Source organism: Kitasatospora sp. cg17-2 (assembly GCF_054031055.1).
Genome location: NZ_CM132923.1, coordinates 1,582,024 through 1,608,664, shown reverse-complemented (window position 1 = coordinate 1,608,664; position 26,641 = coordinate 1,582,024). Strand labels below are relative to the sequence as shown.

21 protein-coding genes are annotated in these 26,641 nt (G+C 75.7%); 9 read left to right on the top strand and 12 right to left on the bottom strand.

From position 1 onward, the window contains the following. Positions 1-12 precede the first annotated feature (12 nt). The gene (locus tag ACW14Y_RS06390; protein ID WP_456986163.1) at positions 13-2,493 is read left to right on the top strand and encodes a SpoIIE family protein phosphatase; all 2,481 of its coding nucleotides are present in this window, start codon (positions 13-15) and stop codon (positions 2,491-2,493) included. Between the two features lie 93 nt (positions 2,494-2,586). Here the strand turns inward: ACW14Y_RS06390 and ACW14Y_RS06385 are convergent, their stop codons facing one another. From ACW14Y_RS06385 to ACW14Y_RS06360, 6 genes are all read right to left on the bottom strand, one after another. Beyond that, positions 2,587-4,164: an MFS transporter gene (locus ACW14Y_RS06385; RefSeq protein WP_456986162.1), complete on the bottom strand. Its 1,578-nt coding sequence runs from the start codon at positions 4,162-4,164 to the stop codon at positions 2,587-2,589. Between the two features lie 51 nt (positions 4,165-4,215). Then, positions 4,216-4,770, bottom strand: a complete 555-nt coding sequence (locus ACW14Y_RS06380) for a TetR/AcrR family transcriptional regulator (protein ID WP_340635427.1) — start codon at positions 4,768-4,770, stop codon at positions 4,216-4,218. 263 nt (positions 4,771-5,033) lie between these two features. Then, the gene (locus ACW14Y_RS06375; protein ID WP_051740983.1) at positions 5,034-5,426 is read right to left on the bottom strand and encodes a cell division protein SepF; all 393 of its coding nucleotides are present in this window, start codon (positions 5,424-5,426) and stop codon (positions 5,034-5,036) included. Positions 5,427-5,779: 353 nt separating this feature from the next. Continuing rightward, complete coding sequence (locus tag ACW14Y_RS06370) at positions 5,780-6,655, bottom strand: TVP38/TMEM64 family protein (RefSeq protein ID WP_456986161.1); 876 nt, start codon at positions 6,653-6,655, stop codon at positions 5,780-5,782. Between the two features lie 79 nt (positions 6,656-6,734). Further along, positions 6,735-7,322, bottom strand: coding sequence for an RICIN domain-containing protein (locus tag ACW14Y_RS06365; RefSeq protein WP_380384846.1), 588 nt, complete (start codon positions 7,320-7,322; stop codon positions 6,735-6,737). A gap of 194 nt (positions 7,323-7,516) precedes the next feature. After that, positions 7,517-8,827, bottom strand: a complete 1,311-nt coding sequence (locus ACW14Y_RS06360; RefSeq protein WP_380310661.1) for an MFS transporter — start codon at positions 8,825-8,827, stop codon at positions 7,517-7,519. Between the two features lie 287 nt (positions 8,828-9,114). Between ACW14Y_RS06360 and ACW14Y_RS06355 the strand changes: the two genes are divergently transcribed. From ACW14Y_RS06355 to ACW14Y_RS06330, 6 genes are all read left to right on the top strand, one after another. Next, a complete protein-coding gene (locus tag ACW14Y_RS06355) occupies positions 9,115-10,326 on the top strand; it encodes an ROK family transcriptional regulator (protein WP_380310663.1) in 1,212 nt (403 codons plus the stop codon). A gap of 523 nt (positions 10,327-10,849) precedes the next feature. Next, entirely contained in the window at positions 10,850-11,266 is a 417-nt protein-coding gene (locus tag ACW14Y_RS06350) for a TOBE domain-containing protein (RefSeq protein ID WP_266276900.1), read from the top strand. A 106-nt stretch (positions 11,267-11,372) separates the two neighbouring features. Next, positions 11,373-11,840, top strand: a complete 468-nt coding sequence (locus tag ACW14Y_RS06345; protein WP_456986160.1) for a hypothetical protein — start codon at positions 11,373-11,375, stop codon at positions 11,838-11,840. Between the two features lie 64 nt (positions 11,841-11,904). Then, positions 11,905-12,618, top strand: coding sequence for a glycerophosphodiester phosphodiesterase (locus tag ACW14Y_RS06340; RefSeq protein WP_456986159.1), 714 nt, complete (start codon positions 11,905-11,907; stop codon positions 12,616-12,618). After that, positions 12,615-13,769: a winged helix DNA-binding domain-containing protein gene (locus ACW14Y_RS06335; RefSeq protein WP_456986158.1), complete on the top strand. Its 1,155-nt coding sequence runs from the start codon at positions 12,615-12,617 to the stop codon at positions 13,767-13,769. The genes ACW14Y_RS06340 and ACW14Y_RS06335 overlap by 4 nt, the downstream gene beginning before the upstream one ends. Before the next feature lie 290 nt (positions 13,770-14,059). After that, positions 14,060-15,220, top strand: a complete 1,161-nt coding sequence (locus tag ACW14Y_RS06330; RefSeq protein ID WP_456986157.1) for an AI-2E family transporter — start codon at positions 14,060-14,062, stop codon at positions 15,218-15,220. Here ACW14Y_RS06330 and ACW14Y_RS06325 read toward each other — a convergent pair. After that, a complete protein-coding gene (locus ACW14Y_RS06325) occupies positions 15,211-15,783 on the bottom strand; it encodes a hypothetical protein (protein WP_456986156.1) in 573 nt (190 codons plus the stop codon). The genes ACW14Y_RS06330 and ACW14Y_RS06325 overlap by 10 nt on opposite strands. Before the next feature lie 132 nt (positions 15,784-15,915). On the opposite strand from ACW14Y_RS06325, the gene ACW14Y_RS06320 reads away from it, so the two are divergent. Then, positions 15,916-16,806 carry a Vgb family protein gene (locus ACW14Y_RS06320; protein WP_456986155.1) on the top strand — a complete coding sequence of 297 codons (891 nt, stop codon included), beginning with the start codon at positions 15,916-15,918 and terminating at the stop codon, positions 16,804-16,806. Positions 16,807-16,928: 122 nt separating this feature from the next. Here ACW14Y_RS06320 and ACW14Y_RS06315 read toward each other — a convergent pair whose 3' ends face one another. After that, positions 16,929-17,684: a dienelactone hydrolase family protein gene (locus tag ACW14Y_RS06315; RefSeq protein ID WP_456988083.1), complete on the bottom strand. Its 756-nt coding sequence runs from the start codon at positions 17,682-17,684 to the stop codon at positions 16,929-16,931. A gap of 163 nt (positions 17,685-17,847) precedes the next feature. On the opposite strand from ACW14Y_RS06315, the gene ACW14Y_RS06310 reads away from it, so the two are divergent. Continuing rightward, a complete protein-coding gene (locus tag ACW14Y_RS06310; RefSeq protein ID WP_456986154.1) occupies positions 17,848-18,246 on the top strand; it encodes a hypothetical protein in 399 nt (132 codons plus the stop codon). Between the two features lie 47 nt (positions 18,247-18,293). On the opposite strand, the gene ACW14Y_RS06305 is transcribed toward ACW14Y_RS06310, so the two are convergent. The 4 genes from ACW14Y_RS06305 to ACW14Y_RS06290 all read right to left on the bottom strand — a co-directional run bounded on the left by ACW14Y_RS06305 (position 18,294) and on the right by ACW14Y_RS06290 (position 26,365). Continuing rightward, positions 18,294-21,398, bottom strand: a complete 3,105-nt coding sequence (locus ACW14Y_RS06305) for an AAA family ATPase (RefSeq protein ID WP_456988081.1) — start codon at positions 21,396-21,398, stop codon at positions 18,294-18,296. Positions 21,399-21,749: 351 nt separating this feature from the next. After that, positions 21,750-21,941, bottom strand: a complete 192-nt coding sequence (locus ACW14Y_RS06300; protein ID WP_053643780.1) for a hypothetical protein — start codon at positions 21,939-21,941, stop codon at positions 21,750-21,752. A gap of 113 nt (positions 21,942-22,054) precedes the next feature. Continuing rightward, a complete protein-coding gene (locus ACW14Y_RS06295) occupies positions 22,055-25,123 on the bottom strand; it encodes a type 2 lanthipeptide synthetase LanM family protein (RefSeq protein ID WP_456986153.1) in 3,069 nt (1,022 codons plus the stop codon). 597 nt (positions 25,124-25,720) lie between these two features. Further along, positions 25,721-26,365 carry a class I SAM-dependent methyltransferase gene (locus tag ACW14Y_RS06290; RefSeq protein ID WP_456986152.1) on the bottom strand — a complete coding sequence of 215 codons (645 nt, stop codon included), beginning with the start codon at positions 26,363-26,365 and terminating at the stop codon, positions 25,721-25,723. Positions 26,366-26,641: the final 276 nt, after the last annotated feature.

Sequence of the window (26,641 nt, the reverse complement as noted above, 5' to 3'; positions counted from 1 at the left end):
TGCTGCCTGATCATGCGGAGAGACGAGTGGGACGCGCCCGACGCGACCGACGCCGACGCCACCGGCCCCCGAACGGGCGCCGCCCCCGCACGCCTGGACGGCCACCGCCTCGTCCCCCTCGCCACCGCCCTGCTCCAGGACGACGGACTGATCCTGCACTGGAGCGAGGACGCCGAAGCACTGCTCGGCTGGACCGCCGACGAAGCCGTCGGCAGCCACGCCGCCCAGCTGCTCACCGACGACAGCGACCGCCCCGAAGTCCTCGAACTCTTCGCCCGGATCATGAGCGGCAAGGGCTGGACCGGCGTCTTCCCCGTCCGCCACCGCGACGGCCGCACCGTCGAGCTCGAATTCCGCACCTACCCGATCTCCGGCCCCGGCGGCACCCTGCTGCTGCTCGCCACCGCCTCCGACACCGCCGCCCTGCACCGCGTCGAGGCCGACCTCGCCGTACTCGACGGCATCTTCGGCCAGTCCCCGATCGGCATGGCCGTCTACGACACCGAACTGCGCTACGTCCGGCTCAACGAATCCCTCGCCCGGATGAACGGCCTCCCCGTCGCCGCCCACCTCGGCCGCCGCATCAGCAGCGTCCTGCCCGGCATCAACAGCGCCGAAATAGAACACCTCATGAAGCAGGTGCTCGCCACCGGCCGACCCGTCGTCGACGCCCGCTCCCACGGCCGCGTCCCCGGCGACCCCCGCCGCGACCGCGCCTGGTCCGCCTCCTACTTCCGGCTCGAGGACTCCACCGGCCGCGTCTTCGGCGTCTGCTCCTCGATCATCGACGTCACCGAACGCTTCCAGGCCGAAGCCCGCGCCGCCCGCGCCCAGGAACGCCTCGCCACCATCGCCGAAGCCACCGCCCGCATCGGCACCACCCTCGACCTCCAGCGCACCGCCGAGGAACTCATCGAGGCCGTCGTCCCCAGATTCGCCGACTTCGCCACCGTCGACCTGCTGGAAACCGTCCTCCGCGGCGCCGAACCCACCCCCATCCCCGAGGACCGCGGCGTCCAACTGCGCGCCGTCGCCGTCGGCGAGTCCTACGAGACCGGACTCGTGCACGCCGTCGACACCGTCGGCGAGGTCTCCGAGTACGCCCCCGGACGCAGCTACACCCAGTGCCTGCGCAGCGGCCGCCCACTCCTGCGCTCCCGCGTCGACGAAGAAGTGCTCCGCGGCCTCGTCGCCAGCCCCGACCGCGTCGCCCCCGGCCTCGCCGCCGGCATCCACTCCTACCTGATGCTCCCGGTCACCGCCCGCGGCATGGTCCTCGGCGGCGCCGAGTTCATCCGCATGCGCAACCCCGAACCCTTCACCGCCTCCGACGTCGCACTCGCCGAGGAACTCGTCGCCCGCACCGCCCTCGCCATCGACAACGCCCGGCTCTACCGACGCGAACGCGAAACCGCCCTCACCCTCCAGCGCAGCCTCCTGCCCCAGGAGATCCACCGCACCCTCGGCCTCGAGATCGCCTACCGCTACCTGCCCTCCAGCGTCACCAGCGAGGTCGGCGGCGACTGGTTCGACGTCGTCCCGCTCTCCTGCGGCCGGGTCGCCCTCGTCGTCGGCGACGTCATGGGACACGGCATCAGGGCCGCCGCCACCATGGGACAGCTGCGCACCGTCGCCCGCACCCTGGCCACCCTCGACATGCCGCCCGAACAAGTACTCACCCGCCTGGACGAGACCGCCTCCGGCATCGGCGAGGGCCAGTTCGCCACCTGCGTCTGCGCCGTCTACGACCCCCTGGAACGCACCCTCCAGATCGCCTCCGCCGGCCACCTGCCCCCGGTCTGGGTCGCCCCCGACGGCACCTCCCACCGGATCGAGACACCGCCCGGCGTACCGCTCGGCGTCGGCGGGGTCGCCTTCGAATCCGTCCGCTTCGTCCTCCCCGAAGGCGGCATGGTCGCCCTCTACACCGACGGCCTGGTCGAACGCCGCGGCCAGGACCTCGACGAGGGCATCGACCTGCTCGCCCGCACCCTCTCCGGCCCCGGCCGGACCCTGGAGGAGAACTGCGACGCCGTGCTCGCCGCCCTCGTCAGCGGCGGCAGCGACGACGACATCGCCATGATCATGGCCCGGGTGCTGCCCCTGCCCGCCGACCGCGTCGCCACCCTCCCCCTCACCGGCGACGGCCGCCTCCCCGGCAAGGCCCGCCGCTTCACCCGCGCCACCCTCGCCGACTGGGGCCTGTCCGCCCTCGCCGACTACGCCGAACTCCTGGTCAGCGAACTCGTCACCAACGCCCTGCTGCACGCCGACGCCCCGCGACGACTGCGGCTCTTCCGCGACCGGGTCCTCACCGTCGAGGTCGCCGACACCGGCGGCCAGACACCCCAGCTGCGCCCCTTCGCCGAACAGGACGAGGGCGGCCGCGGGATGTTCCTGGTCAGCGAACTCGCCCAGCGCTGGGGCAGCCGCCTGACCAGGGAGGGCAAGGTCGTCTGGGCCGAGCTGGAACTCCCCTTCGGCGCGGGCTGAGCCCGGTCCACCGGGCCACGGACGAACGGCGCGGGCCGCCCCCGAGTGATCCGGGGCGGCCCGCGCCGTTCGTCGGCCGTCGGTGCGCCGTCGTCAGTGCACCGGCGTCCGCTCCGGCTCCGCCGCGGCCGAGGCCGACCGCTCCGGGTCGCCCGCGGCGGTCCGGTCGTTCAGCCCGCGCAGCAGGCGCCAGGACAGCACCGCCGCACCCAGCAGCAGCGCGCCCGCCAGCATCCCGGCCACGTTCACACCGTGGACGAAGGACGTCCTGGCGCTCTCCAGCAGCGGTCCGGCCAGGGTGTCCGGCAGCCCGTGGGCCGCCTCCACCGCGCCGCCCAGCGACTCGCCGGCCTGCGTGGCCACCGCCGGGTCCGCGCCCGCCGGGACGACCAGCCGGCCCGCGTACAGGGCGCCGACCACCGAGCCCACCAGCGCGATGCCGAGCGCGGTGCCCAGCTCGTACGCCGTCTCGGAGACCGCCGACGCGGCGCCGGCCTTGTCGGCGGGAGCGGCGGTCAGCACCAGGTCGGCGCCGAGCGTGTAGACCACGCCCTCGGCGGTGCCGACCAGCAGGAACGCGGCGGCCAGCAGCAGGTACGTGGAGTCCTGCTGGATCCAGCCCAGCATCCCGATCCCGACGCCCATCACCAGCAGACCGGCGGTCAGCGCCGTCCGGGCGCCGGTCCGGCGCACCAGCCGGGCGGTCAGCAGACCGCCGACCACCGCGCCGGCGAAGGCGGGCAGCTCGGCCAGACCGGCCTTGAGCGGCGGGTAGCCGCGGACCAGCTGGAGGTACTGCGAGGTCACGAAGACCACACCGGAGAGCCCGATCAGCGCGATCAGCGAGGCCAGCACGGCCGCCGTGAACCGGCGGTCGCGGAACAGCCGGACGTCCAGCAGCGGGGTGTCCAGCCGCAGCTGGCGCCGGACGAACACGGTCAGCGCCAGCGCGCCCAGCACGGCCGTGACCGGCACGTCCCAGCGCAGCACGCCGTGCGCGGCCGCCTCCTTGATCGCGTAGACCACGCCGATCACACCGGCGAGCGAGAGCAGCACGCTCGCCACGTCCCAGCGGCCCGGGTTCGGGTCCTTGGACTCGGGCAGCAGCCAGGCGCCGAACACGAGCAGCAGCACCAGCACCGGGATGTTCAGCAGGAAGACCGAACCCCACCAGAAGTGCTCCAGCAGCACCCCGCCGACCACCGGGCCGAGCGCGGCGCCGGCGGTCGCGGCGGCACCCCAGATGCCGATCGCGGTGGCCCGCTCGCGGTCGTCCGGGAAGAGGGTGCGGATCAGCGACAGCGTGGAGGGCATGATCGTCGCCCCGGCCACGCCGAGCAGCGCGCGGGCCAGGATCAGCCAGCCGGCGCTGGGCGAGTACGCGGCCAGCAGCGAGGCGGCGCCGAACGCGGTGGCGCCGATCAGCAGCAGGCGCTTGCGGCCGATCCGGTCACTGAGCGAGCCCATCGAGACCAGCAGTCCGGCGAGCACGAAGGAGTAGGCGTCGCCGATCCACAGCAGCTGGGTGCCGCTGGGGCGCAGGGTCTCGCTGATCGAGGGGATGGCCAGGGAGAGGACGGTCGCGTCGACGGCGACCAGGGTGACGGCCAGGACGAGGACGGCGAGGCCGGTCCAGCGCTGGCGGGGCTGGAGGTGGACGGTGCTGCTCATGGGTATCGGTGTCCGGTTCCGGTCCGGGGTGCGGACGTCGCGGGGGTGGGATCAGTTCGGTCGCGGCGCGCGCAGGGCGCCGCCGAGGAAGAGCTCGGAGAGCGAGAAGGCGGCGTCACGGGGGGCCAGCCGGCCGTCCTGGATGGCCCAGCCGATCCCGGCCACCAGGTCGAAGAAGGCCTCGCTGAGCCAGGCGGCGGAGAGTTCGACGCGGAACACGCCCTGCTGCTGCCCGCGCAGGAAGAGCGCGTGCATCCGGGCGATCTGCGACTCCCAGAGCTCGTTGATCTCCTCGTTGTCGTAGAGGGTGCTCTCACCGGTCAGGAAGGCGCAGAGGGTGGCGTCCGGGACGACCGCGTCGACCAGCCGGCGCAGCGCGGCGTGCGGGTCGCCCTCCTCGACGGCGGCGCTGTCGAGCGCGGCGCCGAAGCGCTGGAGCCCGAGCAGGCCGACCTCGCGGATCAGCGCGTCCCGGCCCGGGAAGAGCCGGTGCAGGGTGGCGCGGCTGATGCCCGCGGCGCGGGCGATCTCGTCGAGATGGGCGGTCGGGCGGCGGGAGAGCACGCCGACGGCGGCTTCGAGAACGGAGTCACGATCGGTGGCCATGGGACGAGTGTACTCCGGATGAGACATGGATGTCTCATTATTATTTTCGATGCCTCATTCGAGCCGCCGCTGCCCAGTGGGAGGACCGTGGGCGGGCGGACCGAGGGTGGGTGGCTGGTGAAGGGCGGCCGGTGAAGGGCGGCCGGTGAAGAGGTGGCCGGCGAAGGGTGGCCCGGACGGCGAGAGGTGGCCGGACAGCAGAAAACCGGGGACGGCGAGTGCCGTCCCCGGTCCTGGGCGCCGCTGTCCGCGCGGCGCGCCCGTCAGCTCTGGTTGTAGAAGCCGGTCTCGTCGAGCGGGCGGTCGATGACCATCACCTCGACGTCCGCCGGGGTGAGCAGGAAGACCCGCTTGGCGATCCGCTCGATGCCGCCGCGGGTGCCGAAGATCAGACCGGAGGCGAAGTCGACCATGCGCTTGGCCTCGGCCTCCTCCATCTCGGTGAGGTCCATGACGACCGGGATGCTCGCCCGGATGTGCTCGCCGACCGTGCGGGCCGCCTCGAACCCGGTCGGCCGCAGGGAGACGATCTTCGTCGGGGCCGGGGAGGACGACACCGTCTCCTGCTCGACCCACTCGTCGTCGTACACCGCGGCCGGGTAGCTCCCGGAGGGCATCAGCCACCCGTTGTGGTGCTCGTCGCGAAGTGCTCCCATGCCGCGCCTCCCTGCCTCTGTTCCGTACAGGTCCCCCGGTGCGCGTGTCCTTTTGACACGTCATCCACTCGTCGGAACTGTCCGAGTATCGCACTGATCACCGGTGTCGTGCCCGCTCGCGCGGTCCGTACGAGTCGTGCCGCGCCGGGGCCCCGGGTGGACCCGGGCACCAGTTGCGACGCGGGAGAACGGCGTACGGTTGCGCGCGTAGACCATATCGGTCGCGGTCACCGCGCAATTGACCTTCTGTCAACAATGCGGGAACGATTTCACACGGGACCGACAACAACCCCGGCCGGCCGAGCGGATCCGGTGTCCCGCGCGCCCGGCGTGCCGGCTCGGACGCCCGGCGCTCAGTCAGTGACCGTGCGCCGCCGACGGGCAGCGGCCCGTCCGACCTGGGCCAGGGTCGCCAGTCCGAGCAGCCCGAGGGCGCCGATCGAGAGCAGGAAGCCGGTCGACCCGGGCTCCCGCGCGGTGGCCGCCGCCGCGACGTAGACCGCGGTGACCGGGATCACCCCGAGCGCGGTCGCGCCGATGAAGGAGCCGAACCGGACCCCGGAGACGGCGGCGCCGTAGTTGGCCGCCTGGAACGGCAGACCGGGGAACAGCCGGAGCAGCAGGACGCTGCGGAAGCCCTGGTCGGTGAAGCGCCGGTCCAGCGCCACCAGCACCCGCCCGCGCAGCAGGCGGCGCAGCGCGTCCTGTCCCAGCCAGCGGGCGAGCCCGAAGGCGGCGGCCGCGCCGAGGGTGGTGCCGAGGACGGCGAGCAGCAGGCCCTCCTGCAGTCCGAGCAGCAGCCCGGCGGCCGCGTTCAGGGCGGGCCGGGGGAAGAACGCCACCGTGCCCACCGCGTACACCGCGGCGAACAGGGGGCCGCGCCAGTACCAGGGCATCCCGTGGGAGAGTCCGCCGTCGAGCAGGGCGGTGGGGCTCCACAGCAACAGCGAGCCGGCCGCCGCGCCGAGGATCGCCACCAGCAGGGCGAACCGGGGCCAGGGCGAGCGGGCCGGTCCGTCGGCCGGTGCGGGGCCCTCGGCCGGGGTGTCGGCCGGGCCGTCCGCCGGGGCGTCGTCGGGGGGTGCGGCGTCGACGGGAGCCGGTCCGTGCTCCCGGCCGGGTCCGAGGGCCGGTGCGGGGCCGTCGGTCGTGGCGGGTCCGATGGCCATGGCGGGGCCGTCGGCCGGTGCGGGGCCGGGCGGCGGCGGGGAGGTCACGGGTGCGGGCACCGTTCGAGCGTAACGGGGCCGCCCGCCCGCCCGGGACGTGGGTGGTCCCGGACGGGCGGGCGGCCGGGCGGCCGTGGGCTCAGCCCCGGGCGGCGGACGCGGCGCCGTAGAACCACCACTGGTTCTGCCCGTAGGTCTGCGGCCACTGGATCACCGGGGCGCCGTCCGCCGGGGAGGCGCCCTGGACGTCCAGGTTGAGACCGCTGTTGACGTTGATCAGGTTGTAGAGGCCGGCGTGGTGGACGAGGTACTGGGTCCACTTCTGGTTGGTGCCGCCGTTGCAGGGCCAGATGATGGCCTGCACGCCCCCGTCGGTGCTGAAACCGGGGATGTCCAGGCACTTGCCGCTGGCCACGCTGACGAACTCGCCGGCGTCGGTCCAGGTCCACTGCTGGTTGGTGCCGCCGTTGCAGGTCCACTGCTCGACGAGGGTGCCGGACTCGGTGCTCTGCCCGGTGACGTCCAGGCACTTCTGGGTGTCGGAGGGGTTGGCGGTGATGATCGTCACCGGTCCGCCGGCGGCGACGGCGGCGGCGGAGCCGATCGGAACGGCGGGGCCGACGGGTCGGGGGGTGGGGGTGGCGTCGGCCGGCGTCGCGAGGACGGCGGCGAGGGCGAGGGTGAGGGCGCCGGCGGCGAGCGCGGCGGCGGAGCGAGGGCGGGTCATGGAGTTCCCCTCGGTGAGTGGCTTCGAGAACGCGGTGCCGAGGTGACTGACGGCCGACGGCCCGAAGTGGTTGTACGCGATGTGACGAAAGGTTAGAAGCCCGTCGGGCGATCCGGCCTCGGGCGCGCGGAGGCCGGGCACGCGGTGTGCGTGCCCGGCCAGGTCGCGGGTGGTGCCGGGGGCCTCGCCCGGGTTCAGCCCGCGGGGGAGTTCGGTCCGGAGCCCCGGGTCACCGCTTCCCCCACGGACGGTTCGCCGACGACGGGTTCCCGCTTGCCGGGGCTGCCCGGTGCGGCGGCCACCGGGACGCTGCCGCCCGGGATCCGGACCTCCGCCCGGCGCAGCGCGCCGGCCCCGAGCAGCAGGGCGAAGGAGAGCGCGGTGACCACCCCGAAGGAGACGGTGAGCGAGGACGCCTGGGCCAGACCGCCGACGATCGCGGGTGCGACCAGTCCCGAGGTGTAGGTGACGGTGGCGACCCCGGCGATGGCCTGGCTGGGGTTGTCGCCGATCCGTCCCGCCGCCGCGAAGGCCAGCGGGACGACCACGGCGACGCCGATCCCGATCAGCGCGAAGCCGGGGATCGCGAGCGCGGGCCGGTCCGCCACGACCACCAGCAGGCCGCCGGCCGTGGCGACGGCGCCGCTGAGCCGGGCCGACCGGACGGCGCCCACGCGCCGGATCACCGCGTCGCCGGCCAGTCGGCCGACCGCCATGGTGAGCGCGAACGCCGTGTACGCCGCGGCCGCCACCGTCGGCGAGGCGCCGGTGACATCGCGCAGGTAGACGCCGCTCCAGTCCATCGACGCGCCCTCGGCGAACACCGCGCAGAAGCCGACCATCCCGATCACCAGCGAACTGCGCGGCGGCAGCGCGAACCGGGGCGGCTCCTCGGCCTGCTCGGGCGCGCGCAGATCGGGCAGGGCGGCGCAGACGGGCTGGGCGAGGGCCAGCAGCAGCGCGGCCGCCACAGCGAGCTGGAGCCGCGGGTCGAAGGACTGGTGGGCCGCGAGGATGCCGATGCCGGAGGCGACCAGCCCGCCCGCGCTCCACATCCCGTGCAGTCCGGACATGATCGAGCGGCCGAGCCGCTGCTCGATCTCCACGCCCTGGGCGTTCATCGCCACGTCGGACATGCCGGCCGTCGCGCCGTAGGCCAGCAGGGCCAGGCAGAGCACCGGCAGCGAGGGGGCGAGGACGGGCAGGGCGACGCTCAGGCAGCAGAGCGACAGGAGGACGCGCACCGCGGCCCGCCCGCCCCAGCGGTGCACGAACCGGCCGGCCAGCGGCATCGCGAGGGACGAGCCGATGGCCGGCATCACCAGGGCCAGTCCGAGCTGGCCGGGGGAGAGGCCGAGGTGGTGCTGGATCCAGGGGATCCGGCTGACGAAGGTGCCGCCGACGGCCCCGTGCACACCGAAGACGAGGGCGACGGCGACGCGGGCCCGGCGGGCGGCGTCCCGTGTGCCCAGGGGCGGTGGTCCTGCGGTCGGGCTGGTGGTCATCCGGTTCTTCCCTCCCCGCCGCGTGCCGCGACGGTGCCCCGTGGGTGGTGGTTTCGATGGTCCTGCTGATGGCCGCCCCTGTCAGCGGGCGGTGTCCCTGTGTGGTGTCCCTGTGGTGTTCCGCCGGTGTCCCGGCGTAGTCCCGGTGCAGTCCCGGTGCAGTCCCGGTGTTGTCCTTGCGGCGGCCGTGCCCGGCCGGTCGCTGGTCCGGACGGCGTGACGGGCGACGGTTCGATAAATTATCAGGAAGGGACCCTGATAGAAAGACTCTGGAAGGATGTGCGGCCATGACCACCGCGCGCACGGCCACGCCGAGCACCGCCCGGGCGATCAACGACCGCTTGGCGCTCAATCTGCTGCTCGACCAAGGACCCCTCACGGCGACCGAGCTGCGCGAGCTCACCGGGCTCTCCCGGCCCACCGTCGCCGACCTGCTCGACCGGCTCGGCCGCAGCGGCCTGGTCGCCGTCGTCGGCGAACGCGGCGAGCAGCGGCGCGGCCCCAATGCCCGGGTCTACGCGCTGGTCGCCTCCCGCGCCCACCTCGCCGCCTTCGACGTCCGCTCCGGCGGGGTCTCCCTGGTCGTCGCCGACCTGGCCGGGCGGACCCTGGCCACCGCCGACCTCGTGGTCGAGGACCCCGGCGCCGACGACGACGCCGGCCACCGCGCCGCAGCCGACCGGATCATGGGCGTCCTTCTCGACACCGCCCGCCGGGCCGAGGTCCCGCACCTGCACACCGTCGCCGTCGGCGCCCCCGGACTGGTCGACCCCGCCACCGGCCGGCTCCAGTCCACCGGCGACCTGCCCGCCTGGCACGCCGACCTCCTCGCCGCCCTGCGCGAGCTGCCCGGCACCGAGGTGATCCTGGAGAACGAGGTCAACCTCGCCGGGCGGGCCGAGTACCGGACCGGCGCCGCCCGGGGGCGGGACGACTTCGTCCTCGTCTGGCTCGGCCACAGCGTCGGCGCCGCCGTCGTCCTGGACGGCAGGCTGCGCCGGGGTGTCGGCGGCGGCGCCGGCGAGATCTGCTTCCTGCCCGTGCCCGGCACCGCGGCGCTGCCCACCGCCACCGGTTGCGAGGGCGGCTTCCACGGCCTGGTCGGCAGTGCGGCCGTCTGTGCGCTGGCCCGGGCCCACGGCCTGGCCGCCGACCCGGCGGACGACGCGGCGGCCGCCGAGGCCGCCGTCCGGGCGGCGCTGGAGGCGCTCGGCGACGGCGGTCCCGGCGGGCCGTTCCTGGACGAGCTGGCCGAGCGGATCGCGCTCGGAACCTCGGCGATCTGCGTCGTACTCGACCCCGGCTGCGTCGTCCTCGGCGGCGAGGTCGGCCGGGCCGGCGGCGCCGAGCTCGCCGCCCGGGTGGAACGGCGGCTGGCCGAGCTCTCGCCGGTGCGCACCGAGGTCCGCGCGGGCGAGGCGGGCGGCGGCGCGATCCTCGCCGGCGCCGTCCTCACCGCCGGCGATGCCGTCCGGCGCGATCTCTTCGGCGAGCCGTAGGGGGACTCGGGGGTCGGTGTTCGGGTTCGGGGTTCGGGGTGCGGGGTTCGGTTGACGAGACTTTGCAAAGTGGTCCTGAGCTTTGCAAAGTGCATTCGAGGTAGGGCGGCGGGCGGCGGGGCACTCTGCAAAGTGCCCCGCCGCTGGGTTGACGGGACTTTGCAAAGTGCGTCCGGGTGAGGGTTTCGGAGCTGTCGATGTGCCGTTGAGCTGGGCTGATGTGACTTTGCAAAGTGTTTTCAAGTGAGGTTGACGAGACTTTGCAAAGTGGCTCGGGGGGCGGGGCCGGAGGGCGACGGGGGCGAAGAGAGTGCGAGGCGAGTGCGAGGCGAGTGCGCAGTGGGGGCGCGGTGGGGGCGAGGAGGGGCCGGGGCTTCACGGGGTGGGTGCCCGGTGCGGCAGGATGGGCGGCGGGCCGGGGCCGTCCGACGGACGGTCGGTCCGACCAGCGGCCCGATCAGTGGTCCGCCCGTCGGGCCGCGCGCCCGCCGGACCGTCCGAACCACCGTCAGGAGTCGCAACCATGGGCCACCCAGGGGCACCGGCCAACCCGTACCGGATCGGCGAGGCCGCCGCACTGCTCGGCGTGAGCGCCGACACCATGCGCCGCTGGGTGGACGCCGGCCGGGTCGTCGCCGAGCGCGACGAACACGGCCACCGGATCATCCCGGGCGCCCGACTGGCCGCCTTCGCGCGGGAGCTGGCCCGTCCGGAGACCGCCGCAGCCGAGGGCCGTCCCTCCTCGGCCCGCAACCGCTTCCCCGGCATCGTCACCGCCGTGGTGCTGGGCGACGTCGCCGCCCAGGTGGAGATCCAGGCCGGACCGTTCCGGGTGGTGTCGCTGATCAGCCGGGAGTCGGCGGAGGAGCTGGAGCTGGTGCCCGGTGCACCCGCGACGGCTGTTATCAAATCGACCAATGTGATGATCGAACGACGATGATCGACTGAGCCGGAGTCACCGAGCCCGGGTCACCGGCTCCGACCGCTCGGGCCCGACCGCCCGAGGCCCTGTCCCAGGCCCTGCCCGCCCACGAGAGGACCGCCCGATGCCCCACCCCCCGCTGCCGTCGACCCAGAGCGCCGTCCTCGCGATCGAGGCGACGGCCGCCCGGCACGGCCGCGAGGTGAGCACCAGCCACGACATCGGCCGGGACCGGACCTTCGCCGGACTGGTCGGCGCCGACGGCACGGGCGCAGGCACGGGCCCGGGCGCGGACGAGTTCGCCGCGATACCGCACGAGGCGCTGGTCGAGATCGCCGGTCCGCCCGAGGTCACCGTCCGGCTCTTCGTCCACGACGAGGCCCTGGTCACCGTCGACGGCGTCGCGTTCGACGTCCCGCGCGACAGCGTCCCGGCCTTCCTGAACTCCCTCTGGACCGGGCTGGTCCACGTGCGGCAGCGAGTGTTCCCGCCCTCCTGCACCATGATCGTCACCGTGCCCGGCGAGCCGAGCTACCGTGAGGCCGTCACCCTGCTCACCCTGACGCCCTGGCTGGCGGGACGGATCCGCTGAACCGACCGACCACCTGGTGAACCGACCGACGACCGGACCTGTGAACGGATCGATGAACGGACCGATGACCGCCTCCGCCACCCGCCGCCCCGTGCTCGCCGTCGCCCACCGCGGCGACCCCTACCGCCACCGCGAGAACACCCTCCCCTCCGTCGAGTCCGCGTTCGCCGCCGGCGCCGACGCCGTCGAGGTGGACGTCCGGCTGACCCGCGACCGGGTCCCGGTCCTGCTGCACGACGCCACCCTCGAACGGCTCTGGGACGACCCGCGCCCGCTCTCCCGGCTCACCGCCGAGCAGCTCGACGGGATCGGTGGCGGGCGGTACCGCGTCCCCACCCTCGCCGAGGCGCTCAAGACCACCGCCGCGAACCCCGGCGGCCGACTGCTCATCGACCTCGACGACGCCGGCCCGGTCGCCGCCACCTGGGACGTGGTCGTCGGCCTCGGCGCCGAGCGGCGGGTGGGCTTCTGCGGCCCGGCCACCGCCATGCTGGCCGTCCGGGCCCTCGCCCCCGAGGCCGAGATCGCCCTCACCTGGAAGCAGCCCCGGCTGCCCGCCCGCGCCCTGCTCGACGATCTGCGCCCGCGCTGGATCAACCCGCCCTTCGGCCTCGCCACCCCCGAGTTCACCGTCGCCGCGCACCGGGCCGGACTGGAGGTCTCCACCTGGACCGCCGACCTGCGCCGCACCATGCGGAAGCTGGGCGCGGCCGGTGTCGACTCGATCACCAGCAACCGGATCGCCCTGCTGCGCGCCGTCCTGGACGGCCGCCGGTGAGCCCGGCGAGCCCGGCGAGCACGGGGGAGGCCGGCGGCGCTGCGGCCGAGGGCGGAGTGCTGGGCCGGCGGGCGCTCGGACGGGCGCTGCTGGCCCGCCAGCACCTGCTGGAGCGGACCGCGACCACCCCGGCCGCCATGATCGAGCACCTGGGCGGCCTCCAGGCCCAGGCCGCCCCGCAGCCGCCCTACCTCGGTCTGCTCTCCCGTCTCGACGGTTTCGCCCCCGAGGCGCTCACCGAGCTGATCGAGAGCCGCCGGGTGGTGCGGATCGCCCTTCAGCGCGGCACCATCCACCTGGTCACCGCCGAGGACTGCCTGACCCTGCGTCCACTGCTGCAGCCGGTGCTCGACAAGGGCCTGCGCGCCGCCTTCGGCAAATGGCTGGTCGGCCTCGACCTGGACGCGCTCGCCGCCGAGGCCCGCGTCCTGGTCGAGAAGGAGCCGCGCACCTTCCAGCTGCTCGGCACCGAACTCGCCGCCACCCGCCCCGACCGCGACCCGGCCGCGCTCGCGCAGGCCGCCCGGGCCCTGCTCCCGCTGGTGCAGGTCCCGCCGCGCGGCGTCTGGGGCCGCGGCGGACCCGCCGCCCACACCACCGCCGAGTCCTGGCTCGGCCGGCCGCTCGACCCCGAGCCCTCGCTCGACGACCTCGCCCTGCGCTACCTCGCGGCCTTCGGTCCGGCCACCGCCGCCGACCTGCAGAAGTGGTGCGGTCTCAGCGGGCTCGCCCCGGTCCTGAAGCGGCTCGCCCCCCGCCTGGTCACCTTCCGCGACGAACACGGCCGGCTGCTCCACGACCTGCCCGACGCGCCCCGGCCCGACCCGGACACCCCGGTCCCGGTCCGGCTGATCGCCCCGTTCGACAACCTGCTGCTGTCGCACGCCGACCGCACCCGGGTGCTGCCCGAGGAGTACCGGCCCCGGGTGATGACCCAGAACGGCCTGGTGCTCGGCACCCTGCTGGTGGACGGCCTGGTCGCCGGCAGCTGGCGGCTGGTCGAGGAGCGGTCCGGTGCCCGGTCGCTGACGGTCCGCCCGTTCGGCCCGCCGCTGGACCCGGCCGACCGGCGCGCCGCCCTGGCCGAGGCCGAACGGGTGCTCGCCTTCGCGGGCGGCGACGGCGAGGTCCGCTTCGAGTCCGCCGAATAGCGCCGATCAGAGCCGAACAGCGCAGAGCAGCACGAGGCAGCACGAGGCGGCACGACGCGGCGCCGGTTGGCGCTGGCGTCCGGTGCCCGGACGGCCGTTCGTGACGGAGTGACTCATTGGGGTGGTTCGAGGCCGATTGCTCTGTATCCGCACCGGTGGGCTGGCTTCAATCGGTCCAGCCCCCGGGCGGCGGCCGCACAACGCGCGTTCGATCTGATCATCTGTTGGGATTGGGGCACACCTGGACCGATCGCCCGACCCGGGCGGAAGGCGGATGACGGGAGGAACGGATGCCGGGCGAGAACCCACCCGAGCCGCGGCCGGTCGACCACCGCCGCCCCTACCTCATGCTGCCGCCCCCGCTCCGGGCGGCCGCCGCCTGGTCCGCGGCGGTCGTGCTGCTCATCACCGTCGCCTCGCTGGTCGTCTTCGCCCTGGTCGAACTGCGGGCCGCGACCGTGCCGGTCATCCTGGCGCTGCTCGGCACCTCGCTGCTCTACCCGGTGATGCCGTGGATGGTCCGGCGCGGTTTCAGCCGTTCGGTCGCAGCCGGGCTGACCTGCGCCGTCCTGGTCGCCGCCGTCGGCGGGGTGATCGCCCTGCTCGTCAACTCGCTGGTGCACAGCGCCCCGCAGATCGCCCACGCGCTCCCGGAGGCGGGCGACCGGATCGCCGACTGGCTCGGGCCCGTCGGCGAGAAGATCCGGCACGTCCTGGCCAACGCCCAGGGCGAGACCAATTCGCTCGTCTCGACCGTCACCGACGGTGTGCTCTCCGGCCTGGGCCTGGCCACCCAGATCGCCACCGGCGGCGTGCTGGCCCTGGCCCTGGTCTTCTTCTTCCTCCGCGACGGCCACCGCACCGGCGAGGTCGTCCGCTCCTACCTGCCGGCCCGCAGCGCGGAGACGGCCGTCCTGTGCGCCGAGCGGGCCTTCGACGCGATGGCCGGCTTCATGCGCGGCACCACGCTGATCGCCCTGATCGACGCCCTCTTCATCACCGTGGGCCTGCTCGTCCTCGGGGTGCCGGGCGCGCCCGGGCTGGGTGCGCTGGTCTTCATGGGCGCCTACATCCCGTTCGTCGGGGCCTTCCTCTCGGGCGCGGTCGCCGTCCTGGTCGCCCTCGCCGACGGCGGGCTCGGCACGGCCCTGTGGGCGCTCGGCATCGTCGTCGCCGTCCAGGCCGTCGAGGGCAACATCCTCCAGCCGCTGATCCAGAGCCGCACGGTGGAACTCCACCCGGGCACCATCATGATCGCGGTGGTGGCGGGTGCGGGGATCGCCGGCATCATCGGGGCCCTGCTGGCCGTGCCGATCTGCGCCGCCGGGCTCGGTGTCGTCTCGGTGCTGCGCGGCGATCCCGGACGGGGCCGCCGCGGCGACCGGAACGGCGGGCCCGGCCCGGCGGGCCCGCCGGCGGTCGCCCCGGTCGCCGGGGGACGTCAGGAGTAGCGCAGCGGGCGGCCCCGTCGCAGCGTGTACTCGGCGGCGCGCAGGAACAGCGCGGCGTGGAAGGCGAGGTCGAGGTCCTTCGCCCAGGGCCCCGGGGAGGCGGCGGCCGCGGCGTCCGCGTGGTCCTCGAACCAGCAGTTGATCTCCAGGTTGTCGCAGTGCTCGGGTATCCCGGGCGGCAGGGCGAGCAGCTCGGCCAGCCGCCGGGCGGCGGCGAGCGTCCGGTGTGCGTCGCCGACCGCCGTCATGTCGTTGTAGGAGCACTCCACCGGCAGCAGGACCGGCGCCTCCAGCTCCACCGGGAGCAGCATGTCCCAGCCGAGCAGGGCCTCGACCGTGCCGTCGCCCAGCTCCCGGCAGAACGCCTCGAAGCCGCTGATCGGCCGGTTCAGCTTCACCTCGAAGTGCTGCCCGGACCCGGCCCGGAACTCCGTCGCGGGCGGGCAGACGAAGGGCGGCAGACCCCGCCCGGTCAGGACCGCGTCGAGCTCCCGGGCGACCGGCCCGAGCGCTTCCTCGTCGAGCCAGTCGTCGGCCTCGACACTCACCAGATAGATGCCCATGCGGAGGACGGTAGGCCACCCCACCGACAATCGGCGGCGGGCGGTGGTTTGCCCCGGGCGGGGCGGTTGGGGGAGAGTGCTTCGCGCACGGTTTTGTTGTCGATGTGTCAAGCGATGGGGGTGGGGCGACCGATGGCGATCGAACGGGTCGTGGTGTCGGACGGTGCGGCCGGGCCGTACGGGGTGGCGGTCGGGGCCGACGGCGCGGTGTGGTTCACCCTGGTGCACGCCGGGGGGATCGGGCGGCTGGCGGCGGACGGGACGGTGGCCCGCTACCCGCTCGACTCGCCGGACTGCGGGCCCGCGGTGATTGCGGCCGGTCCGGACGGCGCCCTCTGGTTCACCCGGATGCGGGACCACCGGATCGGCCGGATCACGGTCGACGGCGAGGCGTCCTCCTTCGCGCTGCCCACCGCGGACTGCGGGCCGTACGGCCTCGCGGCCGGGCCGGACGGCGCGCTGTGGTTCACCGAGATGAACGCCGACCGGATCGGGCGGATCACCGTGGACGGCGAGGTCACCGAGTACCCGCTGCCGGTCGCCGGCGGCTTCCCCTCGATGATCGCCGCCGGATCGGACGGCGCGCTCTGGTTCACCCTCAACCAGGGCAACGCGATCGGCCGGATCACGGTCGGCGGCGAGACCGCGCTGTACCCGCTGCCCACCGAGGGAGCGGGCCCGGTCGGCATCGCGGCGGGCCCGGACGGCGCGCTCTGGTTCGTCGAGATCGGCGCCGGCCAGGTGGGCCGGATCACCGTGGACGGCGAGGTGACGGAGTTCCCGCTGCCGGACCGCGGGGCCCGCCCGCACGCCGTCACCGCGGGCCCGGACGGCCGCCTCTGGTTCACCGAGTGGGCCGCGGGCCGGATCGGCTCCCTCACGCCCGACGGTGCCTACGCCGGGTACGAGCTGGACGGCGGCGAGGGTGGCGCGGCCCCCGAACCGCACGGCCTCGCCGTCACCCCGGACGGCACCGTGCACGTCGCCCTGGAGCTCGGCGAGATCGCCCGGCTGGTCGGCTAGGGTCGCACGCCCGGCTGGTCGGCTGGGGCCGCACGCCCGGCTGGTCGGCTGGGGCCGCACGCCCGACTCGTCGGCTGGGGCCGCACGCCCGGTCCGCATCGGGTACTGACCGCCCCCTCCCCTCAGGTCCGCGCGGCAGAACCACGTTCGGGCGCCTCCGCCACGGGCAGGCACTCGGCGAGCAGGTCGACGACGTCGCGCCAGGCCCGTTGTGCGTGCCGCGGGTGGTGGCCGACGCCGGGGACGGTGGGGTGGTCGACCGTGGGGTGGTGGAAGGCGTGCAGGGCGCCGCCGTAGACCGTGAGGCGCCAGTCGACGCCCGCGGCCTGCATCTCGGCGGTGAACGCCTCGCGTTGCGCGGGCGGCATGATCGGGTCCTCCGACCCGACGCCGGCCCACACCGGGCAGCGGATGCGCGCCGCCTCGCCGGGCCGGCCGGTGGTCAGCGCGTTGACGGTCCCGATCGCGCGCAGGTCGGCGCCGTCGCGCCCGAGTTCCAGGGCGACGGCGCCGCCGGTGCCGTAGCCGACGGCGGCGATCCGGTCGGGGTCGGTCCGCGGTTCGGCGCGCAGCACGTCGAGCGCCGCGTGGCCGATGTCCCGCATCCGGTCGGGGTCGGCGAGCAGTGGCAGGCAGCGGGCCAGCATCTCCTCGGGGTCGCCCAGGTAGCGCCCGCCGTGGAGGTCGAAGGCCAGTGCCACGTATCCGAGTTCGGCGAGGGCGTCGGCCCGGCGGCGCTCGACGTCGCTGAGCCCCATGCCCTCCGGTCCGATCAGCACCGCGGGCCGGCGCCCGGTACCGGCCGGGAGCGCGAGGTGCCCGGTCATCGTCAGACCGTCCGCCGGGTACTCGACCGTACGCGTCGTCCGCGTCGTCATCGTCGTCATGGGACTGGACTGTAGTGATCGTCGGGCCCGGTCCGGCCGGTGTTCCGCCACCGGCGGAACAGCGCGCTCGTTCCTCCGGGCCGGTGCTCCCGCAACCGGCCGTCGGGTTCGCGGGCCGATGACGGCAACGCTGCGGTGCCAGTAGCCTCCTGACATGACGGGATCCTGGTACGTCGTCCTCGAAGAGGAGACGAAGAACTACGCGAGCGTCGACGGGCACGGCTACGACCTGTACCGCTGGCACCTGGCGCGGACCACGGAGGTCGAGGGCACCCGGGAGGCGGCCGGGGCAGCCGCGCGGTCGCTTGCGGACAGCCACGTCCCCGACAGCATCGGCCGGTTCCTGTACCTGTACCCCGGGGCCCGGCCGGGTCGCCAGGTCTACCGCATGCCGGACGGCACCCTGCTGGTCCGAGTGACGCACAGGTACGACGAGAGCCGCTTCCGGGTGAGCGTCGGCGAGTTGGTCGCCGCGCAGGAGGAGGTCGGGGGCGAGCGCCTCCCGGAGGTCCCCTCGGGCCTCAAGCGCCTCTTCGGCCGGGGTCGGCCGTAAGGGTTCCGGTCGGCCTCCGGGGCACCGGTGTCCGGTCCCGGTCCCGGTCAGGGGCCGGTGCGGAGTTCGGTGGCGAGGGCGCAGAGGGCGGCGCGGTCCGGGCGTCCGGTCTTGGCGAGCAGGCTGGCGAGGTGCTTCTCCACCGTGCGCGGTGAGATGGAGAGTTTGCGGGCCAGTTCCTGGTTGCCCGGGCGGTCGGAGAGCAGGACGAGCACCTCGTACTCGCGGACCGTCACGCCGCAGGTGCGCAGTCCGGCGGGGACGGCGTCGCGGCCGCCGCGGTGCTGGGCGACGCTGGCGCCGGCCCGGCGCAGCAGGGTCCGGCAGGCGGCGGCCACCGGCTGGACCTCCAGCTGGTGGAAGTACTCCTCGGCGGTGCGCAGCCAGGCCACCGGGTCGCCCCAGCCGTCGGTGAGGGCGGCTTCGGCGGCGAGCCGCAGGGCGAGGTGGTGGGCGAGCGGGAAGGACGCGGCGCCGGGGCCGGTCCTGGTGAGCGCGCGGGCGGCCTCGGCGGGGCGGCCCTCGCGGCCCAGCAGTACCGCGTCGGCGAACCGCAGGAACTGGCGGTTCCAGGCGAGTTCGGCGGCGGGTACGGCGGCGGCGCGGTCGAGGGCGGCGCGGTCCCAGCGGCCCTCGACCACTTCCAGCAGCGGGTGCAGGCCGTGCCGGCCGGCCAGGTAGAACACGCTGGGGTGCTCCTCCTCCCAGGCCAGTCCGGCGGCGAGTTCGGCGCGGGCGCCGGGGCGGTCCTCGGCGAGCAGGGCGCCGACGGCCCGGCACAGTCCGTAGCGCAGCGGCGTCAGGAAGGACTCCTCGCCGCCGGCCTGCCGGAACCGGGCGAGTTCGTGTTCCATCTCGCGGGTGCGGCCGAGGTGTGCGGCGAGGGTGGCGGAGGAGAGCAGCAGGTAGCGGTGGGCGGCGAGGTTGTGCAGCCGGGCGGTGGCGTCGAGGCAGCGGTCGACGGTGGTGCGGGCGGTGTGCCACTCGCCGCGCATCACCGCGTTCATCGCGAGCAGTCCGTCGAGGGTCTGGGTGAGGACGATCGCGCCGAGTCCGGCGGCGGCCTCCCGGGCGCGTTCCAGTCGGGTGCCGTCGCCGGTGCGCATGAAGGCGTTGGCGCCGAGCCGGAGCATGGCCTCGACCCGCCAGACGGGGAGGGCGTTGGCCTCGGCGACGGCGAGCATGCGTTCCAGGCAGGCGTCGGCGGCGTCGAAGCCCTGTTCGCGGGAGAGCAGGGCGAGCAGCTGCCAGGCCTGGCAGGCGACCACCGGGAGGCCGGCGCGTTCGGCCACCTCGGCGGCCCGGCGGGCGCGTCGTTCGGCCTCGGCGAGGCGGGCCGAGGTCGGTGAGGCGGTCTCGTGGTCGTGGTCGTCGCCACTGGTGAGCGGGCCCGGGGTGTGGTCCGGCAGCAGGGCGAGGTGGCCCTCGACCACGGCCAGTGCGGCGTCCTGCTCGGGGCGCGGCCGGCCCGTGGTGAGGGCCCGCGCGGCGGCCACCTGGGCGACCGCGTCCGGGCCGCGCTCGGCCATCACGGCGGCCCAGGCGAGCCGGGTGTGCAGTTCGATCCGGCGCTCCGCGGCCGGGGTGGGGAGCGGCCCCCGTCCGTCGTCGGAGCCGGAGCCGGAGCCGGGGCCCGAGCCCGATCCCGAGCCGAGGTCCGAGCCGGAGCCCGAGCCCGAGCCGGGGCCCGAGCCGGGGGCTGCGGTCGCGGACGGCGGGACCGGCGGCAGGGTGCGGACCAGTTCGAACGCCCGGTCCAACTGCCCGGACTCGGCCAGCGCCGGGAGCAGCAGCTCGGTGACGCAGGCCCGTTCGGCGTCGGCGGCGAGTTCGTGCGCGCGTTCCAGCAGGACCACGGCGGAGCCGGCCGCCCCGGCCTCCAGCACCCGGCGGCCGGCTTCCGCGAAGTGCACGGCCGCGCCCGCCCGGTCGCCGCTCAGCAGCAGCAGGGAGGCGACCAACTGACGTCGTTCGTCGGCGAGTTCGGGGTCGGCGCGGACGATGGCGCGGGCCGCCCGGCGGGCCAGCGCGGCCCGTTCGGCGGGGGCGAGGGCCGCCGTCACCGCGTCGGCGGTCAGCGCGTGTCGGAAGGCGTAGCGGTCGGGTGCAGAGCCGTCCGGCACGATCACATTGGCCTCGGAGGCCGAGCGGAGGTGGCTGAACAGGGTCCGGTCGTCGTAGCCGGTGATCAGTTGGACGGTGGTCACCGAGAACCGGCTGCCGAGGGTGGCCGCGGTCAGCAGCAGCTCCCGCACCTGGGGGTCGAGCTGGTCGATGCGGTGGCCCCAGCTGCGGACGATGGTGCTCGGCACGCCGGGCCGGGAGCCGTCGGCCAGTTGCCAGCGGCCGTCCTCGGCGCGCCGCAGCACGCCCCGGTCCAGCAGGTCGGAGAGGAGTTCCTCGACCAGGTACGGGCAGCCGTCGCCGCGTTCGACGAGGTGCTCGACCAGGGGCGCCGGGAGTTCGCCGGTCGCGTCCTCCAGGATGGCGGCGGCCAGCGCGGCGACCTCGGCGGGCGGCAGCGGCGGGAGTTCGGCGACGGTCGCGGCGCGGCGGCGCTCGGCGGCCCGTACCAGCTCCAGGGCCGGGCCGGGTTCGGCCCGCAGGGTCGCGAGCAGCAGGACCGGGAGGCCCGCGAGGTTGTCGACCAGGTACTCCAGGACGGCGACGGTCTCGGCGTCGGTGTCGTGGAGGTCCTCCAGCAGCAGGACGCAGCCCTGGTCGCGGCCGAGCACCGCGAGCAGCCGGAGCAGCGCCTCGGCGAGTTCGACCACCGTCTCCGGGTAGGCGCCCGCGCCGGCGGCCGGTGCGGTGTCCCGCCACTCGGGGACGAGCCGGGCGAGCGCGGGGCGGTAGGGGGCGAGTTCGGGGTCGGTGGGGGGACCGGCGGCCCGGAAGCGCGAGGACAGCGCCTCGATCAGCGGGCGGAACGGTGTCACCGTGCCGGTCGAGCTGCCCCGCCCGCGCAGCACCGGCAGGCCCAGTCCGTACGCGTGGTAGGCGCATTCGCCGGCCAGTCGGGACTTGCCGATGCCGGCCTCGCCGAGCAGGAAGACCGCTCCGCCGGACCGTTGCCGGGCAGCGGCCAGCGCGCCGCCGAGCATCGCGAGCTCCGCGGCGCGGCCGACGGTGATCGACGACGTGGTGCGCACCATGGGCGCAGGCTACTTGACGGGGATTCCGTTCTGAAGTGCGGTGAATCGATCACGAAGCAGACACCGTGTCAGCACCGGGTCGTTGCCGTACGACCACATTCGGTCACGGGGTCGCCACGGGGCGACGGGGCCCGGGGCGAGGGGCCGGGGGTGCGGGGCCGGGGTGCGCGCGGGGTGGGGAGGTGTCCGCCGCCGAGGGGCTGCCCGGTCCTCGGCGGCGGACGGTCCGGCCGGTGGTGGCCGGGGGTGGTGCTCGGGTCGGGCTGTCCCGAACGGGTCCGAACGGAGGCGAGTGCGTCCGAACGGGTCGGGACCGGGTGCTGACGGGTCAGAAGAGCCGGTCGGGCATCAGAAGGGGGTGGTCATGGTCGGGAATTCGATGATCGGGGGGATGGCGCCGCCCGTCCCGGCGAGCAGGTGGGAACGCAGGCCCAGGCCGCCGCCCGCGCGCAGGCGGATCTCGCCGGCCGGGTGGTCGGCCGTCTCGCCGGGGCGGACGGCGGTCTGCGGCAGGGTGAGCCGCTCGTCGTGGTTGTGCATGGTGGGGAGCTCCGTTCGTGGTGGTGATGGATGGTTCGGGAAGGAGGACGTGGTGCGGGCGGCGCCGGTTCGGTCGGGGGTGGCCGGGCGGCCCGGGCGGCCCGCCGGGGCGGTCAGCGGAGCGCGACCGGGCTGCGCGGTCCGCCGACGACGCGGAGGGAAGCGGCGGTGGCCGGGACGGCCGGGGGATCGGGGAGGGCGGTGCCGAAGGGCCGCGCGGTCCGGTGGGCCGCGGCGGCGGAGCCGGTTGCGGGGGCGGCCGCGGGGCCCGGTCCGCCGGCCGCCGGGGCGCGGGGGCGGAGCAGCAGGGCCGACGGTACCTGCTCGGGGAAGCCGAGGCGGAGCAGTCCGTGGCCGATCCCGGCCAGACCGGTGAGCAGCCCGGGGTGCGGGACGTGGTCGGGCGTGCCGGACCGCGCGCCGTCCTGGTCGACGGCGGCCAGCAGGGCACCGGCCCGCCGGACCCACGGGGTGCGGCCGGCGGCGGGCCCGTGCCGGCCGAGCAGCTCCAGTACTCCCAGCTCGCCGTGGCACAGGCTGTGGTCGCCGAGCGGGGTGGCGCGGGCGGTGTTCCGGACGGCCCGCTGGGCCCACTCGGCGAGTTCCCGGTCGGCGAGCGCGAGCGGGCTGTCGAGGACGGCGAGCGCGATCCCGGGTCGGCCCCGGCACCAGGAGCCCTCGCGGGAGCGGACGGCGGTGGCCGCGCGCAGGGCGGCCAGACCGGCCCGGTGGTACGGGCCCTCGGGGGGCTCGCCGGTGGCCTCTGCGTAGCGCAGCAGTGCCCAGCCGACGCCGGCCGCACCGTGGGCGAAGCCGGCGGTGGCGGGGAGGGGGTGGGCGGCGAGCCGCTCGGCGCAGCGGGCGGCGGCGGCCTGTGCTGGGGCGGCGGCCCGGGCCTCGGTGGCGGCCTGGGTCCCGGCGTGGACGGCTCCGGGGTGAACGGCTCCGGCCTGCACGGCGAGCAGCGCCGCGAGCCCGCCGGCGGTGCCGCTGTGCACGCCCGGGTCGGCCTCGCCCTCGGCCGCGGCCACCGTGAGCGCCACCGCCGCCCCGGCCCACCCGGCGATCGGCGGATCGTCCAGGAGCCGGGCGAGTTCGGCGAGCGCGTAGCTGATGCCGCCCAGTCCGGCGAAGGCACCGGAGCCGACGGCCGCCGGGTGGCCGGGGTGCGAGCCGAGGGCGTCGAGCAGTCCGGGGACGGGCGCCAGGGCCCGGCGGGCGACCTCGGCGTAGCGGTCGGTCCCGGTGAGCGCGGCGAGCTGGGCGAGGAACAGCGCGGTGCCGGTGTACCCGCCGGCGAGGTCCGCGCCGAGCGGGCGTACCCGCCAGTGGCGGTCGGCGAGCAGTTCCAGGCCGAGCCAGTTGGTGCGGGAACGGCCCTGGTAGGCGGCGGCGACGAGCTGGTCGCCGAGCCCCCGGGCGGCGGCCAGCAGCCGTTCGGGCTCGGGCGCGGTGGCCCACACGTTCTCCGGCACCGGACGCCCGGGCCGGTGCGCGGGGGTGTCGGCGGCGCCGGCCATGGCGGCGCGCACGATCCACTCCTGGTCCTTGCGGTCGACCGCGCCGAGTGCGGCGAGCTTGGCCTCGACCCGGGCCAGCCCGGGTTCGGTCAGCTCCCCGGGCAGTCGCCGGCCGCCGGAGGTCCACAGGTCGCGGGTGCCGGGCCGGGTGGTGAACAGCGGTACGTCGCCGCTCCACAGGTCGGCGATCTCGTGCTCGGCCAGCCCGGGCCGGCCGGGGTCGTCGACCGCGTCGGTGCGCAGCAGGTCGAGCACGGCCTGCCGGGCGCCCGCCTCGCGCAGCACGTCGGGGTGGGTGGACTCGTCCAGCAGCCGGGCGTAGACCCGGGTGGCCCGGGCGACCACCCGGACCTCGGCGTCCGCGAAGGAGCGCAGCAGCCCGCGCGGGCCGGTGAGGTCGTCGCGGCCGGCGGCGAGCGCCGCGTACCCGGCGCGGAAGCCGGCCACCAGGGCCTCGGTGTGCTCGGCGGGCTCGACCTCCGCGCCGCCGAGCCGGGGCCGGTTGTGCGCGGCGCCGAACGGGCGCGGGCGGCGCACCAGCCGCATCTCGTCGGTGCCGGCGCCGGCCCAGTCCACGCCGTCGACCGGGGAGAGCCGCCGACCGGTGCCGCCGCCGCCGATGCCGGAGACGTCCGCGGCGCCGTCGTCGCCGAGCAGCAGCTGCGGCAGCAGGCCGACGCGGTGGACGGACTCGGCGAGCGCGCGGGCCGCCGGGTCCTCCTCGGGGGCCTCGGTGCCGGAGCCGGTGTCGGGGACGGGGCGGGGTTCGCCCGCCGGGGGGTGGAAGAGCGTCTCGACGTCCACCAGGACCGGATGGTCCCCGCACGCGACCAGGTTCTCGAAGTGGGTGTCGGTGCCGTCCAGGACGTGCAGCAGCGCGAGCAGCGCCCCCTGCCGCCGGTAGAACCGTTCGACGTCGTAGCGGGTCAGGCAGGGCCGGGCCTCGGCGTACTCGGTCCAGCCGTGGGTGCCGCGGTCGAGCAGGCCGAGCGCGCGCAGCCGGGGCACTCCGGGCTGCGCGCCGTACCAGCCGAGCAGGGTGTTGAAGTGCCGGTGCGCGGCGGGCGGCCGGGGGCGGTGGACGACGGCGGTGCCGTTGGCGAAGTGCAGCACGGCGACGGCCCGGCCGCGCCGGTGGCGGTCGCCGGCGTCGGCGGTGACGGCCAGCAGCGTGCCCGGGTCGCGGCCGCGCAGCAGCCCGGCGACCAGCAGCGCCCGGTCGGCGGCGAAGCGGTCCAGCAGTTCGGCGTGGGCGTCGGCGGCGTCCAGGCAGGCGCGGGCGAGCAGCCGGGCCAGCACGGGGTAGTCGCGCAGCAGCGCGGCCAGGCCCTCGCGGCGGGCGGTGAGCGCGAGGAAGGAGCGGAACCGCTCCTGCGGGGTGCCGCCGGCCAGCCGCCCGGCCGCCCGGGCCGTGTTGAGCTCCAGGACGAGGGTGCGGGCGGCGGTCCGGGCCAGCCGTTCGGTGAGCCGCGCCGTGAACTCGGCGAGCAGCGCGGCCAGGTCGATCCGGCCCAGTTGGTCGGCCGCCCGCACGGCGGGGGTGAGCGCGGTCAGCAGCCGGACCCGGGCGCGGTCGGCGAAGGGCTGGAGGACGAGCGCGAAGCCGCTCAGGCCCGGGTAGGCGGCGCGCGGCACGACGGGGCGGACGGGCGCGGCGGCCACCGCGGCCTCGGTGAACGCGGCCCAGTCCGGGCGGGTGGCGGGCGCGGGCCGACCCGGGGTCAGTCCCCGCTCCCACCACGGCGGGCCGCCGGCACGGGGGGACCGGAGACGAGCGTGGTGGGAGCGGGGAGTCTGGGAGGGGTGGGGCTGGTTCTGGTTCGGGTCGGGCACCGCCGTCCCCGCCGTCCCAGCCGTGCCCGCCGCTTCCGCCGTCGGGGCGGGTGCGGCGGACCGTGCGGGTCCGGCGGGTGGTGCGGGTTCGGCGGGTGGTGCGGGGAAGTCGCCGGGCATCGGAGTGTGCGGGAACGGTATGGCCGAGGGAACCGCCGGTGCGACCGGGCCCTGAACCGGTCCGGCGCCCCCGTCGGGGCGCGTGTTGCGCACGGTGTTCACCTCAGCCACCACCGCACCTCCGATGCCGGGAGAGAGCCGCGCTGCCGTCGAAGGCGCTGCCCTCGTTGCTGATCCTGTCGTTGGGGCGGTTGCCGGGGCATGGGGGACGCGCCCCCATCTTTGTGCCGCTCGGCCCGCACGATCCGCCGGACCCCCGCCGATGGAGGGGGGCGTTCCGGGTGGCCGGGCCGGGCCCGGTGTCCACTAGCGCCGCGCGAGCAGCAGTTGGGTCGCCGTGGCGGGGCGGCCGTTCATGGTGCGCACCGGGAGCTCCCGCGCGTCCACCGGGTCGAACCCGGCGAACAGCCCGTCCAGCCAGTCGCGGGTGTGGTGGCGGCAGACCGCGCCGTCGCCCGTCTCGAACACCCCGAACCGGCCGAAGCGGTCCTCGTCGCGCCGGTAGCGCTCCTGGTTCCGCTCGTCCGGCTGGAGCAGGTAGTCACTGAGGTGCAGCAGCCCGCCCGGTCGCAGGACCCGGTGCAGCTCGGCGACCAGGGCGCGCTGCGCGTCGTCGTCGGGCACGCAGGTGAGCACGGCGAACAGGAAGGCCGCGTCGTAGCTGCCGTCGGGCCGGTCGAGCCGGGGCGGGTCGGTCAGCACGGTGAAGCGGGCGGCGGGCTGTTCGGCGCGGGCCCGGGCGATCAGCCCGGGGGCGACGTCCACGCCCTCGATGTCACGGAAACCCAGGCCGAGCAGGTCGCCCGCGAGCCGGCCGTAACCGCAGCCGTAGTCGAGCAGGGCGGCCGCCGGGTCGGTCCGGGCCGCCCAGACGGGGTCGAGCGGATGGCCGAAGGTCTTGGTGGTACCGGTGGAGTTCCAGTACGCGGACTGGTCGTCAGGTGCCGACATGGCCCGATGATGGCACGCCCCGGGTGACGGTGGTGCGCCGGGGGTGTGTGGGGCGCGTGTTCGGCACCGGGGCGAGCGGGCGCCCGGGACGGCGGGCGGGTGCGGCCGCGGTGTCCCGGCCGGGCGGCGGGGCCGGTGGACGCGGGCCGATGGGGCCGTTCGGCCCTTCCCGCCCCCTTCGGCGGGGAGGGATCGTGAGCGCCGCGCCGGTGTGCGGGGCCCGCCGGGGGCGGGTCGGCGCGGGCAGGACGACAGCGCGGCGGAACGGGAAGAGGC